Below are 15,390 nucleotides of genomic sequence, written 5' to 3' on the forward strand. Positions count from 1 at the left end.
GAGTGAACGACTTATGAGAGAAACCATTCATATTTATCATACGAACGATCTTCACAGTCACTTTGAACATTGGCCCAGGATCAGAGATTTCCTCAAACAGCGAAAACAGCAGCATGTGATGGACGGGGACTCTGTGTATGTATTCGATATCGGAGATCACGTTGACCGATGGCACCCTTTGAGTGAAGCGACGTTGGGACTAGGGAATGTAGAGTTATTAAATGAAGCGGGGTACGATGCCGTCACAATCGGCAATAACGAAGGGATCACCCTTGATTATGATGATTTAAACAATCTCTATAAAGATGCCGAATTTGATGTGATTGTCGGGAACCTGCTGGATCAGTCATCCGGGCGTCCCGACTGGATAGATACTCACCGGATTTATCAGACGGGTAGAGGAGGGAAGATTGGTGTCATTGGATTAACGGCCTATTTCAAGCCTTTTTACGAAGCGCTCGGCTGGAATATCACTTCACCAATAGATGAATTAAAGAGATTGGTTGACGAGCTTCATCCCAAAGTGGATATGATCATTCTGCTTTCGCACTTAGGAATCAAGGATGACGAGATGATTGGGGAGCAATTCCCTGAAATAGACGTCATTCTCGGTGCACATACCCACCATGTATTACCTGTGGGCAAAATGGTGAAAGGGACCATGCTGGGTGCCGGAGGGAAATATGGTCACTACGTCGGTCATGTGACCATTGAAGTGGATACGGCTACAAAGCAAATCGTAGAAAAAAAGGCAGTGTTATATGAACAGCATGAACTCCCTTCAGTTGAGGGGGAAGAAGAGGAGATTCTTGATTGGATTCGCAAGGGGGAAAAATTATTAGAGCAAGAGATTACCCGGCTGAAAGCACCTCTCCCAGTCGATTGGTTTCAGCCATCCCTCCTTCCTGACAGGCTTTGTGCAGCACTTGTGGAATGGTGTAGTGCTGATTGCGGATTCTTAAATTCAGGTCTTCTTATGGATGGTCTTCATGAGGGAGCAGTGACAAAGCAGGATTTGCATAGCATCCTTCCCCATCCCATCAACCCATGTATGATCCGGATGAAGGGAGCTGAGCTGAAGGAAATCATTAAGCAGACTCTCAATGAGGATTGGCCGAATCTTGAAGTGAAGGGCCTTGGGTTCAGGGGGAAAGTGATGGGTAGATTTGTATATTACAATATTCATTTCAGTAACCATGATATCCTGATTGGAGACTCCCCGATCGAGCCTTCAAAAATGTACAAACTGGCGCTTCCTGATATGTTCACTTTCGGTCACTTCTTTCCAGACCTTCAAAGGCTTGAGAAAAAGTACTTTATGCCGGAGTTTTTACGGGACGTTTTGGAATGGAAATTAAAGCAGTAAATAGGTCACCGTTTCTTCATTCATAACATACATATGAGTGAAGGGAGCGATGAAATATGATGAATGTATCTCCAATTACCATTGGAGGACATACCTTTACAGCCATATCTGTTGAACTTCCGAAAACCAATCTCCTCGTCGTGACGAGTGAAAAAGGATATATCATGTGTGGGGCACTTGATGTTGCGCTGCTGAATGAGAAGTTAAAGGACAGGGGGATCATCGCCGGAAGAGCGGTCGGTGTGAAAACCATTGATCAGCTACTGGATGCGCCACTGGAGTCCATCACCTACGAAGCTGCGAATCTCGGTATCCATACAGGGATGGCCGGCAGGGATGCGCTGTTAAAGATGATATAAAAGTTGAGAATGACCAGTGCTCATAACAGAGTAACTGGTCTTTGTTATGGGAGAAAGAGAATCATTAAGGGGGAATTTGAGCTATTGGTAGGTGGATCCCGCATGTAGAAAGGGGTTTATCACATTTTCACATTGCTGGTATAAGGATAATTGCGTCAAAATCGACCGTGATTGCGTCATTATATGATTTATTGCGTCAAAACCGACCGTAATTGCGTCATTATTTTAATTATTGCGTCAAAGTCACCCGCAATTGCGTATTTTAACAAAAAAAGGAAATTGAGTCCCGTATCTAACCCGCTTCACATCCATAAAACCCCATCTAATCCCCCTTATGTCTTCAATATTCTTTCATGAATATTTAACCAAATACACCTTGCAAGATCATTTTTATCCTTTATAATGGAGATACTAGGAAATTTTGTCGAAAAATGAAAGAATTACATAGGAGAATTCTATGAGGCTTATATCAACTCGGGCTTTAAAACCCGGCATGGTTCTAGCTACAACGGTATATAATATGAGAGGTCAAGCTTTGATTCATGATAACGTTCCTATTACAGAACGCATGATTTACAGGTTGAAGGAGCTTAGTATTCAGTATGTCTATATTGAAGACTCTCTTTCCAGTGGAATCCATGTAAAGGGGTCCGTTTCGAGTAAAGTGCGGCAGCAGGCGATCCAAAATATTGAGACGGCCTTCAATCAAATAAGTACCTCTAAAGAGCAGCCAGGGTTATTTATGATTGAGAATAGTGCCAAGCAGTTGAAACAGGTGATAGATGTCGTCCTGTCAGAGGTCAAGGCGAACCATGATCTTCTCACCATTTTGACAGATGTGTTTACATATGACTCCTATATTTTTCATCATTCATTCAATGTAACGTTATATACGCTTTCCATCGGGCTTGAACTCAAGCTGTCCCAGAAGCAGCTGGAGCAGCTTGGAGTGGGGGCGATCCTTCATGACATCGGCAAGATGCTGGTTCCTGAAGAGATCCTTCTCAAGCCGGGTAAACTCACAGAAGACGAATTCTGTGAAATCAAGAAACATTCGGAGCATGGCTTTGACATTCTGAGACAGCTTCATTCTGTATCCCTGATCATCGCCCATTGTGCGTACCAGCACCATGAGAGGCTCGATGGCTCCGGTTATCCACGGGGGATCAAGGGAGAAGACATTCATCCTTTTGCAAAGATCATCGCTGTGGCCGATGTATTTGACGCCATGACTTCGAATCGAGTTTATAGAAAAGCCATGCTTCCTCATCAGGCATTGGAGGTCTTGTATGCGGGTTCTGGATCTCTGTTTGATTCCCAAGTGATCGAAGCCTTCCGTTCATCGGTGGCCATCTATCCTACTGGAATGATCGTCGAGCTAAATGATGGGAGGAAAGGGATCGTCACCGATCAAAATAAAGGGGTGACGGACAGACCAGTGATCCGTATCATCGAAGTGGGCGGAGAGGAACTGAATTCTCCTTATCCTTTGGATTTAAGCAAGGAACTGGATAAGGTCATCACAGGCTTTGACCCCGATTATGAACCGCAATCTCTGAAGATTACATAAATTTTTGCGTTAATCTCTCCTTACCAAGCATACAAATAGCTTGTAAGGGGGGATTTTTTTGTCAAAGTTCAAAACCTACAAACCCCGAAGAGGAGGTCCACTGCCTTTTCGACATGTGATGATCATTACATTTTTGTTTTTTATGATCTCAACTGGATTTGGATTATGGATCATTAACAAAGGGTTGAAACCGACCCTTCTTGCTTATGCCGAGACACAGACCAGCAGGATTGGTACCCTGGTGATTAATAAAGCGATCAATAAGAAGATTGCCGATGTACTGGATATTTCGGATATAACCGAAGAAGTGAAGAACCAGGAAGGCGATATCGTTTCGTTTAAATACAATACGCAGACCATCAACAGGGTCCAGGCAGAAATCACGAATCTGGTCCAACAGAATCTTCAGGAAGCTGAGGCAGGGAATATTGAAAATCTGGAGTTCCTCACTGAAGTGGAAATTGATGAAGGGAAGTCGAAAGCATCGAAGGGCATTACGTATTCCGTCCCTCTAGGTCAGGCTACGAACAACGTTTTACTCGGAAACCTGGGGCCGAAGATACCCATTCGCTTTCATTCCATCGGTGACGTGCGTTCCGATGTGAAAACGACGGTAGAGCAGTTTGGCATCAATAACGCAGTAGTGAAAGTATTTGTGGAGCTTGAAGTAAATGTACAGATCATCATCCCATTTGCAACGAAAACCGAAACGATCAAGCAGGATATCCTGGTTGCCATGGGAACGGTTCATCTGGATGTACCGCAATTTTATAACAATGGTGGAGGAGATTCCGGACCATCCATTGAAATTCCCACAAATTAGTACGGAAAAAAAGTTGTCAAAAGAATGATAGTTTGTTATATTAATAAAGAAAATTTTATAACACACCACATCATCAGTCCGATGGGGTAGAGGCGCAGGGTTCAAGAGTAATCTGTTCGAGGATGACAACGAAGAAAACAGATGAAAGGGAATCTTTGCCGAAGTAAATATGCTTGTCAAAGGGATATTTGCTGGGGTTGTCTTGAAGAAGGATAACACTGTCATTATAGGGAAATCTCTATAATGGGGAGCTACAGATCGTGATGGAGCACTTACGTTACTAACAAAGGTAATGATAGTTTCTCTATCGTTGCCTTTTTTTATTATCCTCTGTCATGCTACGATGGTTCCCCCCTATCAAATAGGAGGAGGACACTATGGAAAACACGATTTACTCATTATTACCACCCCTTTTAGCCATTCTTATGGTTATACTCACAAGACGGGTCCTGCTTTCATTGGGAGTAGGGATTGTCGCATCTGCCTTTCTGTTGGCGGATTTATCAATACCCAAAACATTCAGCTTTATATGGGACGCCTTTAAGGGTATCTTTGTCGCAGATGGCGGACTGAATACCTGGAATGTCTACATCATTTTCTTCTTACTCATTCTCGGTGTTATCACGGCATTTGTGAATATCTCAGGCGGAAGCCGCGCGTTCGGTGAATGGGCGATGAAACGAGTGAAGACAAGGCAGGGTGCACAGCTTCTGGCTGCGGTATTAGGTATCATCATTTTTATTGACGACTATTTCAATGCCCTTGCTGTCGGTCAGGTTTCAAGGCCCATCACCGACCGTCACAGAATTTCACGAGCAAAATTAGCCTATATCATTGATTCAACATCGGCTCCGATCTGTGTTGTTTCACCTATTTCCAGCTGGGGAGCTTATATTATCGGGATCATCGGTTCGATTCTTACTGCTCACAGTATCACGGAATATACGGCATTTTCAGCTTTCATTCAAATGATCCCGATGAACCTTTACGTATGGGCAGCAGTCTTACTTGTTGTAATGGTTGCCTATAAGGGTCTTGATTTCGGTAAAATGAAAGAGCATGAAGTACGTGCCATTGAAACCGGAGATCTTTATGATCCCGGCAAAGAAATTCCCGGTGAATTGAAAAACGATCTTCCAGTCAGCTCAAAAGGATCTGTGGGCGATCTTGTCTGGCCGATTGTGGCTCTTGTCATCGGTACAGTTTCCATGATGCTATGGACTGGTTATCAAGCGGTGGGATCCTTTGATCTACTGCCTATTTTTGAAAATACGGATGTTACCAAATCGTTACTATACGGTGGATTATTCGGACTTGTGGTTGCCCTGATCTTCTTCCTTCGCCAAGTAAGCCTAAAAGGAATTGAAGGAAGTGCTCTAGGAACGGCTGTACTGGAAGGAATCAAGTCCATGCTTCCGGCTGTTTACATCCTGATCTTTGCCTGGACCATCGTCACTCTTATCGACCAATTGCAAACAGGAACGTATCTTGCCGGTCTGGTAGAGCAATCTAACCTACCGATGCAGGCACTGCCGGTCATTTTATTCCTTGTTGCCGGAATCATGGCCTTCTCAACGGGAACATCCTGGGGATCGTTCGGGATTCTCCTGCCAATCGCCGGAGAAATTGCTGCAGCGTCAGATGTAACGATCTTACTTCCTGCCATGGCAGCGGTGCTTGCGGGATCTGTTCTGGGTGACCACTGTTCACCGATCTCAGACACGACGATCCTTTCCTCTACAGGTGCAGGAAGCAACCATATCGATCACGTCATCACGCAGCTTCCATATGCGATTATTGGTGCGGTAGTAGCCGCAATCGGTTACCTGGTATTAGGATTTACGGGAAGCACCATCCTTGGACTCGTGGTTGTCATCATTTTAATTCTGGCAATCGCATTTCTGTTCGGTGAAAAAGCAAAGCCTGCATCTGCAGAATAATGGAAATGAAGACCAGAAGCCAACCGGCTTCTGGTTTTTTTTCTTGTATGGAGGATGAATTCACTTTATGATTCTATCGCCTCCCATTCTCCAAATTCCGACAAAATTCTTATAGTGAAATAGTACTGCCGGATTTTTGTGAAATTCTTATGAAATCACTAAAATAAAGCTTTGACAATTGTCCCGGAACTAGCTATACTGACTTTAGATTATAAATAATCTGAAAATATAAAAATTTCAAATACCTATTAAATGGTAGTTGGAAAGAACTAGGGGGGAACAGCATGGAAAATCGTGCACAGTTTGGTACACGGGCAGGATTTATTCTAGCTGCTGTCGGATCGGCAATCGGTCTAGGGAACATTTGGCGTTTCCCGGCAGTAGCGTATGAAAATGGCGGGGGAGCATTCTTCATTCCTTATTTATTCGCTCTTTTGACAGCAGGGATTCCATTATTAGTACTTGAGTTTACAATCGGTCATAAGTACCGTGGTTCAGCACCTTTATCTTATTTCCGTCTTAATAAGAAAACAGAATGGCTTGGCTGGTGGCAGGTATTAATTGCCTTCGTCATCTCCACCTATTATGCCGTCATTATCGCCTGGGCGATGTCGTACAGCGTATTTTCTTTCAACTTAGGTTGGGGAAAGGATACAGAATCCTTCCTGTTCAGCGATTATTTAAAACTTTCGGTTGATGCAGGTCAGACGGGAAGCGTGGTTCCAGGAGTATTCATCCCGCTTGTCATCGTATGGGCCGTAACACTTGGTATCCTTTTCAAAGGAGTAAAGAAAGGGATCGAAGTAGCGAATAAAATCTTTATTCCAGCACTTGTTATCTTATTCTTAATTATTGTTGTTCGCGCTTTAACGTTACCTGGGGCGATGGATGGACTTGATGCATTCTTCAAACCTGACTTCAGCAAAATCGCTGATCCTGGCGTTTGGGTGGCAGCATACGGGCAAATATTCTTCAGCTTATCCATTGCCTTTGCCATCATGATCACGTACTCAAGTTATCTTCCGAAAAAATCGGATATTACGAACAATGCCTTCATCACTGGCTTCAGTAACTCAGGCTTTGAATTATTGGCCGGTATCGGGGTGTTTGCCGCATTAGGTTTCATGGCTCAATCGCAAGGTGTTGGTGTGCAGGAAGTAGTAAGTGGCGGCGTAGGACTAGCGTTTGTCGTCTTCCCACAGATCATTAACGAATTCCCGGCATTCAACGAAGTATTTGGTTTCTTATTCTTTGCTTCGCTGGTCCTTGCCGGTCTGTCATCATTGATTTCCATATCGGAAACCTATGTAGCAGCCGTTTCGGAGAAATTCGGGATTTCACGTAATAAAGCCGTACTATTCGGAGGCGGACTTTCAGCCATCGTCTCTATTCTTTTCGCCACACAGGGCGGACTATTGTTCCTGGATGTAGCAGATTACTTCATTAATCAATTCGGAGTGGCGTTTGTAGGATTAGTGGAAGTGGTAGTAATAGCCTGGTTCCTTCGCAAACTGGGAGCATTCCAATCCCATGCGAATGGAATTTCTGATATCCAGCTTGGTGCATGGTGGAAAGTATGTTTAGGTGTTATCACACCGATAGTCCTTGGTTGGATGATGTTTGGATTATTCAAAATGAATTTACTGAAAGAATTTGAAACGGAAACGGGTAACTACGGAGGGTATTCCGATACATTCGTAATGTACAGTGGATGGTTTGTAGCTGCATTTGCGATTATTGTAGGAGTCGCTTTCGGATTTAAACGCTGGCACTCCAAGACAGAAGCGGAAAGCTATAAGGAGGTAAGCTAACATGACTGGAAGTGCAATTGCAATGATGGTGGTCGGAATGGTCATCATTTGGGGAGGATTAGCAGCTAGTATCATGAACGCTGTTTCCAAATCGAAGAAACAGGTATAAAGGAAGAAGCAGACGATGGATCCTCCATTGTCTGCTTTTTTAATGTTTCCTGCTTTCGATTCTGTCCTGGCGCTCCCACATTCGTAGATGGGGATACGGATCAAACGACCATTCTGTCAGGCCGTTATCCTTGTACATACCGTAATGCAAATGGGGAGGGAATTTTCCTGACGTTCCCGGAGGTCCATAACCCGAACTTCCGACCCCGCCGATTACCATGCCCGGCTCGACCACCTGTCCTACATGAAGATCTTTGGCAAAGCCACTCAAGTGGGCGAAGTAGTGATACGTGTTATTGATGTCACGGATCCCAATGCGCCAGCCTCCATAACGGTTCCAGCCTTTCATCTCGATGATGCCGTATGAGGTGGCTCTCACCGGTACACCATAATCAGCGAATAGGTCCGTCCCTTCATGGATCCGTCTTCCACCCCAACCACGGGCATCTCCCCACGTGTTCCGGTAACTATAGTTAAATCTCAGGGGAAGGGGAAAGGCTTTTTTATTCAAATGAATCGTTCCGTATTGTTTATATATTTTGGCATTTCCCATGATGATACTGACGGTTTTATCCCGTTTGTAATAATCCCAAAGTGCCAGCTTGAAGTTATCGCGATCGATACCATATCTCAGTATGAAGTCTGTTAAGGAAGCAAGAATATCTTCATCATTTTTCAGACTTGCTTTCCCATCCAGGTCTCCGTCCCGGCCGATTCCATTGAATAGTGCAATGGTTTCCGGATTCTCATCATCAGAGCGTGGATTCAGAGGGCCAATCCACTTTTCGGGTTCCATATAAATTGAGATATAAGAAGAAGGCTTTTCTCTATCTTTCCGGGCGAACCGGAGACTTCGTTCATATTGATCAATGGCAGCTAAGTAGTACCAGGGAATATGAGTCAAGGCCTCGCTCTTTTGAAACAATTCCATTCTTTTGGTGTATATCTGCTCATCCGTAAGCTTTTCTGCTGCAAAGCCCTGAGTTGGACTTATCACGAAGGAGAAAAGGACAATGAGTATGACCAATCTTTTGTACAAAATCATCCCTCCATTTTTAGGGGCCTATTTGTAGTTTGTATCGTTCATCGGGATTCATAATCATCAATAAATGGTAATAGGGTATCGCATGCTTGTTTTCACTTTTTTAGTATGATAAAGTGACAAAAGAAGTATATTGATGATGGCTTTTTTACATAGGATGAACGATACAGCGTTTCACTCTTTGCCTAAGTCAGAATTATTTAGGATTGGAGATGAGGGGTATGAGCAAGAAAGATGAACATATTCGTAAACCGGATTGGCTTAAAATTAAGCTGAATACGAACGATAATTATATGGGCTTGAAAAAAATGATGCGTGAAAACAATCTTCATACTGTTTGTGAAGAGGCTCGCTGTCCGAATATTCATGAGTGCTGGGGAACAAGACGTACGGCAACTTTCATGATCCTGGGAGATATTTGTACACGTGCCTGCCGTTTTTGTGCGGTTAAAACAGGTCTACCAACTGAATTGGATCTTAAAGAACCAGAACGTGTTGCGGTTTCCGTACAATTAATGAATCTGAAGCACGTGGTTATTACGGCTGTTGCCCGTGATGACTTAAAAGACGGCGGATCACAAGTCTTTGCTGAAACCGTTCGAGCCATTCGTCGTAAGAGTCCTTTCACTTCCATTGAAGTACTGCCTTCAGATATGGGAGGGGTTTTTGATAATATTAAAACATTAATGGACGCAAAGCCCGACATCATGAATTACAATGTCGAAACGGTCCGCCGCCTGACTCCAAGAGTTCGAGCACGTGCGACCTATGATCGTACATTGGAATTCCTGCGCCGTGCAAAAGAACTGAATCCTGATATTCCGACAAAATCAAGCATCATGGTTGGTCTTGGGGAAACGAAGGAAGAAATTCTTGAAACGATGGATGATTTACGCGCCAATCATGTTGATATTGTGACTTTGGGTCAATATCTGCAACCATCGAAGAAACACTTGAAGGTTCAAAAGTATTACCATCCAGATGAATTTGCCGAACTCCGTGAAGCCGCTATGGAAAAAGGCTTCAGCCACTGTGAAGCAGGACCGCTTGTCCGTTCTTCTTACCATGCCGACGAGCAGGTAAACGCAGCAGCCAAAGCAAGACAAGCCAAAGGTGAGCAGGAAGTTCAAAACGCATAATTTCACATAACAAGAAAAGGACTGACCTGTCGGAGTTGCACTCTTACAGTCAGTCCTTTTTGTAGCAGATGGAGATTAATCCATCATTTTATCAGTACCTGTATCAGTGTAGTCATTACGTTTCTGACGGTCCATGTTGATTTTATGGGTGTCATCGTCACGCATTTCGTACTGATCAGATGTCATTTCGCCGTTGGCATTCTCTCCGGAATCGACATTTCTTCCTTGTGGAGAATCTTTCAGCATTAGGTTGATGGTGTCGTCAATGGCTGTATTGGCGTTTTTGCTGTCACTATCCATTTTGGCCAGGTTTTCGACATTCCGCATCAAAGACTTATCATCGGTCACATAGACATGGTACCAGCGTGGGATGACGGACATGGCCGTTTTCTTTACCTGATCGGCTACTTCAAAACGGCCGTCTTTATCTTTTTTGTCGGTCACATAGGAGACAAGAACTTCTTCGTCCGTCACAAGGGTAGAGCAATCTTTCACGTCAGGAAGAGCGACACTCATCTTGCTGATGCTGTCTGCTACCTGTTCGCGATTGATGCTGTACATATCCTTCCTGGAGATGTTTTGACCACCGGTGGGACTTTTCTGCTGTCGGACGTAACCGAAGTCTTCCCCTCTGTGGGCTCCTTTTTTGGTCCAGCTGTCTTCGTTATACAGGTCTTCCCTGTCCCTGACGTTGATTGTATTTCCATTCTCGTGGAACATTTCTTCATTGGCCGTGTCAATGCCATTACAGGCAGTTCCGATTAGCGTAATGCTCAGAACCGTCGTACCTAGAATTAATTTATTCAACTTAAACACCCCCTATTTGATAGGGTGACCATCTCGTATGGTAATTTTTCATAGAAATTAATGGACAATCCGTTATAATTTAAGATAAGGAAACGAAAGTGGGTGGACAGAGGTGATTTGCGTGCAGAACACATGCTATGAAATCGTCGACGAATTCAGAGATGGATTCAACGAAGAAGCGTTTAAGGAAAGATATAGCGATATTTTAAGCAAGTACGATTATATCCTCGGCGATTGGGGATATGGACAGCTCAGGCTGAAGGGGTTCTTTGAAGATCACAATCAAAAGGCTTCTTTCGATACAAAGGTAAGTACTCATAAGGATTATTTATATGAATACTGCAATTTCGGATGCGCTTATTTTCTCGTGAAGAAAGTCAATAAATAAAGGGTGAGAAAGGAACAAACGGTGACCGTTTGTTCCTTTCTTTTTACTTATTTTCAGTATAGGGGGGTTCTTCGTTTACATCAGGGTCGGCATGAACAGGGTGTGAACCTGGTTCCTGTCGCGGTATATCCTGATGGAGGGATTTATTTTCATAATTGAAGGCACTATAATAGCGTTGGCCTTCTTCCCACGGGGTGCTTTTGTTTTCGACAGGGGTATGCTTTCCTCTTGGAGAACCATAGGGACCTTCGGGAAGGGTTTCAGGTACGATGAAATTGCGGTACGTTTCTACATTTGAGAAATCACTGTATACTTCTTCCTCTTTATCCTTGTAGTCGCGTTTTTTACTCATTTGATCTCCCACCTTTCATACCATTAGTATGTGAGGGGGAGATGGAGTTCATTCTCTCGGGAGCAATTGATTATAGGATAATTTCACCCAAAAAGTCCCTTAATTCTTCTGCTTCTTCATCTGTTAATTTAAATACACTTTCTATATAGCCGGGTTCATCCAGGTCATCCCTTCCCATAATGGCAAAACGATTGCCTTGAAGGTCCAGTACTAATGATTTCCCGTAATACCGTTCCGTCTGAGTAATGGCCAGGTCATACCGTTGACTTTCCCCCATGAAACTTACGAACCGGGTTTTAGTGTTTTCCATATCATCATATAAATAAAAGCGTTCACTCATCACGATGTCCTCCTCTTTTTCTGCTCATTTCATCATACCAAACCAGAGCGGGAATTGCAGGATGTATCTGAATGATGCAGAAATTATGTTAAAATAAAGTGTGAGGATTTTGTCCAAGAAAGAGGTGTGCATCATGTATTTTGTAGACAGGGAAAAGATTGAAGAAATTCTGGTCTATATGAGTGAGCAGCTTACGATTGTCAGTCGTCATGAGCAGTGGAACTCTACATTAGAAAAGCTTGCACTGGAGAGGAGTGCCCACGTCATTATAGAATCCATTCTGGATGTTGGAAACAGCATGATCGATGGATTTATCATGAGGGATCCCGGCAGCTATGAGGATATCATTGACATTCTCCTTGATGAAAAGGTGATCACTGACAGCATGAGTGAAGACCTTAAACGTCTCGTCGAGCAGCGGAAACGACTGGTCCAGGATTACACATGTGTTGATCACGAAAAGTTACATACAACCTTACATGAAGTGTCCGAAACGCTGAACCAATTCCCAACACAGGTCCGAAACTACCTGGAAAACGAACTGGGTCCTGTATCGGCATTTAAAAATTAAGAGTATTTGACAGCGCTTTCTATTTAGGGGCGCTGTCTTATTTTTCATTCAATGCCATACTGAATAATGGACATACTAAACATAACGTTATGGAGGTACTACAAGATGAAAGAATATAAAGGATATTTAATCGATCTCGATGGGACGATGTATAAAGGGAAAGAGAAGATCGAGGAAGCCGGTGACTTTGTAAGACGATTGCAGGAAAAAGGCGTACCTTATCTGTTCGTCACAAATAATTCTTCGCGGAGACCTGAGCAGGTAGCTGAGAAGTTGCGTTCATTTGACATCCCGGCAGAGAAGGAACAAGTATTTACAACATCCATGGCGACTGCTCAGTATATGGCGAAAGAAAAGCCGAACGGGACTGCCTATGTCATTGGTGAGGAAGGGATACGGTCTGCCCTTCAAGAACACGGCATTATGTTTCAGGAAGATAAACCTGATTTCGTTGTGGTGGGCATCGACCGTGAGATCAATTATGAGAAGCTGTCACTCGCTTGCTTGGGAGTGAGGAATGGGGCCACGTTCATTTCAACGAATGGGGACATCGCAATTCCGACAGAGCGGGGGCTGCTTCCTGGGAATGGTTCCTTGACCTCTGTGGTGACTGTGTCCACTCAGACCGATCCGATTTTTATAGGAAAGCCGGAGTCCATCATCATGGAACAGGCACTATCTGTCCTGGGCGTGCAGAAGGAAGATACGCTGATGGTTGGAGATAATTATGACACGGATATTCTGGCTGGAATAAAAGCAGGGCTCGATACCTTGCTTGTTCATACAGGTGTCACAACGAAAGAGGCATTAAGTAAAAAGCATATTCAGCCAACCTATACAATTGAAACATTGGACCAATGGGATATATAATAACCAAAAAATATGGAGGCTGCACTGCAGCCCCCACCTCTTTATTAGCCCTGCTGAGTACTCAAATAGAAAAAATGTCTTAAATTAGTAACACATTCATAATAGACAACACACGTCTGTATAAGTAAAATAGAACTAGTGTGAAAAGAAGTAAGCAAAATACTATTTATACTTCAGGGGACCTTTGTCACGGTCCTTTTCGCTAACAGTATTTCCGCCTCTATAGCTATTGTTGAAAGTATGGTAGTAAGAACGTAAATTATACTCCTATTGTATTATGTGGTTTTCCTCTAACTAACTTTAATCTTTCCAATATTTGAGTACTCAGAAGGACCAGAAAACAGAAACTGAAGAGAGAAAGTAAAGATTTTTTCGATTTTTTTAAAAAATATTTCGGAATTAAGTGTAAAGGTATAAAACTAGGGTAAACATCAAAGGTAGTAGGGGACTATTAGCATTGATACCTTTTCAATTTCTAACTATTCTTTACGAATGCAAACAACTTTAAGAATGAAAGTCACTGTTTCTTAGCTTGATTTTCGAAACATTCCACGTCATTTCTAAAGAATTTTTAAAAGGGTAGTGAGGTAATGAGTATTACAGTTACAGGACTTGTCGGAAAGAAAATAAGGCACCATAGAAGAGCGAAAGAAATCACTATACAAGAATTAAGTCACAAATGTGGATTGACGGTCAATTATATTTCGTTGATTGAAAAGGGAGAGGCAAACCCTTCCCTGAACAAGCTGAATGCCATTGTATGTGCTCTTGATGTTCAGTGGGAAGACATTATGCCGACTTGTGAGGAACACGAAGACATCTACAATCAAACGATTCTTTAATGAACTAATTTTCTCTTTTTAATTTCTTGTTCGATCAGTATGATAAATTCATTACTGAGTTTTAACTGTTTTGCTTTTTCATAAGCATCGATCAGGGCTTTGTCACTCAGGAGCCGGATAAGAATTCACCTCAATTATTTTCAAACGTATGTATGGTTGGGTGGAACTTGTATACTCCAATGGTAGTGAGAGCCTTTATTCGGTGTGTATATTTTTTTTTGAATGTTCTGGGTACAATTATATTAAATATAATTACAACTATAATTGTAATTATATAAAATTATCCACTGATATGCAATCCTAAAGTTAGTTAAATGGATCTATTTATTCTTACTGTATAGTCATTTAGGGCAGATCGTATCATTTACCTTGTGTACTTTTTTTATCACTAAAAAATCAGACGACTCTGTCGTCTGATTTGGATACTTATTTCCTTCATTCTGAACATTTTGCCCTGTGTGCCAAACGGCTTGATGCGGCGGCTGCAATGGCGCCCACAATATCATCAAGGAAAGTATGGCACATTCCCGAAGATTTATCATTCAATTTCTCCAGTATCCCCGGTTTTTGCTTATCGATGTATCCGTAGTTTGTAAATCCAATCGAACCATATACATTCACAATGGAAAATGCCAGGATTTCATCCACACCGTATAAGCCCTCATCCACTTCTACAATCGCCTGCAGGGGCTCCATCAGCATTTTTTTCTCAGCTAATATATCAAGTTGAATGCCTGTCAGGATCGCATTCTGTACTTCACGCTTCGTTAACACACGCTCAACGTTATAAATACATTCCTTAAGTTCAAGATCAGGATGATACTTTTGTTGAAGGTACATGACTAATTGAGCGATATCTTCTATTTCCACTCCTCTTTCATGCAGCCATTTACGTGCGGTACTTTCTAATAAATCCATTGATTCCTTATCCTTCATCCTATTCACCTTTTTCTTTGAAAGATTATATAACCCCTATTTCGATTAGACGAAGCCTTGTTTTACTCATATGATTCCCTTTTGGAAAATAGACATAATAATAGCTTCTATTCTCATTCTTGCCCA

General features: G+C 42.7%; 18 protein-coding genes and 1 riboswitch. Of the genes, 12 read left to right on the forward strand and 6 right to left on the reverse strand.

Annotated features, from left to right (window positions below):
• Positions 1 to 13: 13 nt before the first annotated feature.
• The 7 genes from KYJ26_RS04355 to KYJ26_RS04385 all read left to right on the forward strand — a co-directional run bounded on the left by KYJ26_RS04355 (position 14) and on the right by KYJ26_RS04385 (position 7,978).
• Positions 14 to 1,366 carry a bifunctional metallophosphatase/5'-nucleotidase gene (locus KYJ26_RS04355; protein WP_219166190.1) on the forward strand — a complete coding sequence of 451 codons (1,353 nt, stop codon included), beginning with the start codon at positions 14 to 16 and terminating at the stop codon, positions 1,364 to 1,366.
• A gap of 56 nt (positions 1,367 to 1,422) precedes the next feature.
• Entirely contained in the window at positions 1,423 to 1,725 is a 303-nt protein-coding gene (locus KYJ26_RS04360) for a YunC family protein (RefSeq protein WP_219166191.1), read from the forward strand.
• Between the two features lie 457 nt (positions 1,726 to 2,182).
• Positions 2,183 to 3,295 carry an HD-GYP domain-containing protein gene (locus KYJ26_RS04365; RefSeq protein WP_219166192.1) on the forward strand — a complete coding sequence of 371 codons (1,113 nt, stop codon included), beginning with the start codon at positions 2,183 to 2,185 and terminating at the stop codon, positions 3,293 to 3,295.
• A 58-nt stretch (positions 3,296 to 3,353) separates the two neighbouring features.
• The gene (gene yunB, locus KYJ26_RS04370; protein ID WP_219166193.1) at positions 3,354 to 4,118 is read left to right on the forward strand and encodes a sporulation protein YunB; all 765 of its coding nucleotides are present in this window, start codon (positions 3,354 to 3,356) and stop codon (positions 4,116 to 4,118) included.
• A gap of 79 nt (positions 4,119 to 4,197) precedes the next feature.
• Positions 4,198 to 4,380: riboswitch (Lysine riboswitch) on the forward strand.
• A 115-nt stretch (positions 4,381 to 4,495) separates the two neighbouring features.
• A complete protein-coding gene (locus tag KYJ26_RS04375) occupies positions 4,496 to 6,058 on the forward strand; it encodes a Na+/H+ antiporter NhaC family protein (RefSeq protein WP_219166194.1) in 1,563 nt (520 codons plus the stop codon).
• Positions 6,059 to 6,342: 284 nt separating this feature from the next.
• On the forward strand, positions 6,343 to 7,869 hold the full coding sequence (locus KYJ26_RS04380) for a sodium-dependent transporter (RefSeq protein WP_219166195.1): 1,527 nt from the start codon (positions 6,343 to 6,345) through the stop codon (positions 7,867 to 7,869).
• 1 nt (position 7,870) lies between these two features.
• The gene (locus KYJ26_RS04385) at positions 7,871 to 7,978 is read left to right on the forward strand and encodes a methionine/alanine import family NSS transporter small subunit (protein ID WP_201714229.1); all 108 of its coding nucleotides are present in this window, start codon (positions 7,871 to 7,873) and stop codon (positions 7,976 to 7,978) included.
• Between the two features lie 39 nt (positions 7,979 to 8,017).
• Here KYJ26_RS04385 and KYJ26_RS04390 read toward each other — a convergent pair whose 3' ends face one another.
• A complete protein-coding gene (locus tag KYJ26_RS04390) occupies positions 8,018 to 9,022 on the reverse strand; it encodes a M23 family metallopeptidase (protein ID WP_219166196.1) in 1,005 nt (334 codons plus the stop codon).
• A 218-nt stretch (positions 9,023 to 9,240) separates the two neighbouring features.
• Between KYJ26_RS04390 and lipA the strand changes: the two genes are divergently transcribed.
• Positions 9,241 to 10,158 carry a lipoyl synthase gene (gene lipA, locus KYJ26_RS04395; protein WP_219166197.1) on the forward strand — a complete coding sequence of 306 codons (918 nt, stop codon included), beginning with the start codon at positions 9,241 to 9,243 and terminating at the stop codon, positions 10,156 to 10,158.
• 75 nt (positions 10,159 to 10,233) lie between these two features.
• On the opposite strand, the gene KYJ26_RS04400 is transcribed toward lipA, so the two are convergent.
• The gene (locus tag KYJ26_RS04400; protein ID WP_219166198.1) at positions 10,234 to 10,974 is read right to left on the reverse strand and encodes a YhcN/YlaJ family sporulation lipoprotein; all 741 of its coding nucleotides are present in this window, start codon (positions 10,972 to 10,974) and stop codon (positions 10,234 to 10,236) included.
• Between the two features lie 103 nt (positions 10,975 to 11,077).
• On the opposite strand from KYJ26_RS04400, the gene KYJ26_RS04405 reads away from it, so the two are divergent.
• Entirely contained in the window at positions 11,078 to 11,353 is a 276-nt protein-coding gene (locus KYJ26_RS04405; protein ID WP_206856811.1) for a YutD family protein, read from the forward strand.
• A gap of 43 nt (positions 11,354 to 11,396) precedes the next feature.
• Here the strand turns inward: KYJ26_RS04405 and KYJ26_RS04410 are convergent, their stop codons facing one another.
• Both KYJ26_RS04410 and KYJ26_RS04415 read right to left on the reverse strand, forming a co-directional pair.
• A complete protein-coding gene (locus KYJ26_RS04410) occupies positions 11,397 to 11,705 on the reverse strand; it encodes a cytosolic protein (RefSeq protein WP_219166199.1) in 309 nt (102 codons plus the stop codon).
• A gap of 70 nt (positions 11,706 to 11,775) precedes the next feature.
• Positions 11,776 to 12,045, reverse strand: a complete 270-nt coding sequence (locus KYJ26_RS04415; RefSeq protein WP_219166200.1) for a DUF3055 domain-containing protein — start codon at positions 12,043 to 12,045, stop codon at positions 11,776 to 11,778.
• Between the two features lie 133 nt (positions 12,046 to 12,178).
• Here KYJ26_RS04415 and KYJ26_RS04420 point away from each other — a divergent pair, with 133 nt between their 5' ends.
• The 3 genes from KYJ26_RS04420 to KYJ26_RS04430 all read left to right on the forward strand — a co-directional run bounded on the left by KYJ26_RS04420 (position 12,179) and on the right by KYJ26_RS04430 (position 14,328).
• Positions 12,179 to 12,616 (forward strand): DUF86 domain-containing protein, encoded by a 438-nt coding sequence (locus KYJ26_RS04420; RefSeq protein WP_219166201.1) that lies wholly within the window; start codon positions 12,179 to 12,181, stop codon positions 12,614 to 12,616.
• A gap of 105 nt (positions 12,617 to 12,721) precedes the next feature.
• Positions 12,722 to 13,486: a TIGR01457 family HAD-type hydrolase gene (locus KYJ26_RS04425; RefSeq protein ID WP_219166202.1), complete on the forward strand. Its 765-nt coding sequence runs from the start codon at positions 12,722 to 12,724 to the stop codon at positions 13,484 to 13,486.
• A gap of 590 nt (positions 13,487 to 14,076) precedes the next feature.
• The gene (locus KYJ26_RS04430; protein ID WP_098350080.1) at positions 14,077 to 14,328 is read left to right on the forward strand and encodes a helix-turn-helix domain-containing protein; all 252 of its coding nucleotides are present in this window, start codon (positions 14,077 to 14,079) and stop codon (positions 14,326 to 14,328) included.
• Here KYJ26_RS04430 and sda read toward each other — a convergent pair.
• Both sda and KYJ26_RS04440 read right to left on the reverse strand, forming a co-directional pair.
• Positions 14,325 to 14,453 carry a sporulation histidine kinase inhibitor Sda gene (sda, locus tag KYJ26_RS04435; protein WP_308807546.1) on the reverse strand — a complete coding sequence of 43 codons (129 nt, stop codon included), beginning with the start codon at positions 14,451 to 14,453 and terminating at the stop codon, positions 14,325 to 14,327. The genes KYJ26_RS04430 and sda overlap by 4 nt on opposite strands.
• Before the next feature lie 310 nt (positions 14,454 to 14,763).
• On the reverse strand, positions 14,764 to 15,264 hold the full coding sequence (locus KYJ26_RS04440) for a phosphatidylglycerophosphatase A family protein (RefSeq protein WP_219166203.1): 501 nt from the start codon (positions 15,262 to 15,264) through the stop codon (positions 14,764 to 14,766).
• Positions 15,265 to 15,390 lie beyond the last annotated feature (126 nt).

The sequence above is a fragment of the Rossellomorea orangium genome (assembly GCF_019334305.1).
Taxonomy (GTDB): domain Bacteria; phylum Bacillota; class Bacilli; order Bacillales; family Bacillaceae_B; genus Rossellomorea.

What these genes read in the sequence shown, in the direction of transcription:
- KYJ26_RS04390 (WP_219166196.1), bottom strand. Translation starts at nt 9,022, where the DNA reads ATGATTTTGTACAAAAGATTGGTCATACTCATTGTCCTTTTCTCCTTC.
- KYJ26_RS04375 (WP_219166194.1), top strand. Translation starts at nt 4,496, where the DNA reads ATGGAAAACACGATTTACTCATTATTACCACCCCTTTTAGCCATTCTT.
- KYJ26_RS04410 (WP_219166199.1), bottom strand. Translation starts at nt 11,705, where the DNA reads ATGAGTAAAAAACGCGACTACAAGGATAAAGAGGAAGAAGTATACAGT.
- KYJ26_RS04380 (WP_219166195.1), top strand. Translation starts at nt 6,343, where the DNA reads ATGGAAAATCGTGCACAGTTTGGTACACGGGCAGGATTTATTCTAGCT.
- KYJ26_RS04385 (WP_201714229.1), top strand. Translation starts at nt 7,871, where the DNA reads ATGACTGGAAGTGCAATTGCAATGATGGTGGTCGGAATGGTCATCATT.
- lipA (WP_219166197.1), top strand. Translation starts at nt 9,241, where the DNA reads ATGAGCAAGAAAGATGAACATATTCGTAAACCGGATTGGCTTAAAATT.
- KYJ26_RS04420 (WP_219166201.1), top strand. Translation starts at nt 12,179, where the DNA reads ATGTATTTTGTAGACAGGGAAAAGATTGAAGAAATTCTGGTCTATATG.
- KYJ26_RS04360 (WP_219166191.1), top strand. Translation starts at nt 1,423, where the DNA reads ATGATGAATGTATCTCCAATTACCATTGGAGGACATACCTTTACAGCC.
- KYJ26_RS04415 (WP_219166200.1), bottom strand. Translation starts at nt 12,045, where the DNA reads ATGAGTGAACGCTTTTATTTATATGATGATATGGAAAACACTAAAACC.
- KYJ26_RS04440 (WP_219166203.1), bottom strand. Translation starts at nt 15,264, where the DNA reads ATGAAGGATAAGGAATCAATGGATTTATTAGAAAGTACCGCACGTAAA.
- KYJ26_RS04365 (WP_219166192.1), top strand. Translation starts at nt 2,183, where the DNA reads ATGAGGCTTATATCAACTCGGGCTTTAAAACCCGGCATGGTTCTAGCT.
- KYJ26_RS04425 (WP_219166202.1), top strand. Translation starts at nt 12,722, where the DNA reads ATGAAAGAATATAAAGGATATTTAATCGATCTCGATGGGACGATGTAT.
- KYJ26_RS04355 (WP_219166190.1), top strand. Translation starts at nt 14, where the DNA reads ATGAGAGAAACCATTCATATTTATCATACGAACGATCTTCACAGTCAC.
- KYJ26_RS04430 (WP_098350080.1), top strand. Translation starts at nt 14,077, where the DNA reads ATGAGTATTACAGTTACAGGACTTGTCGGAAAGAAAATAAGGCACCAT.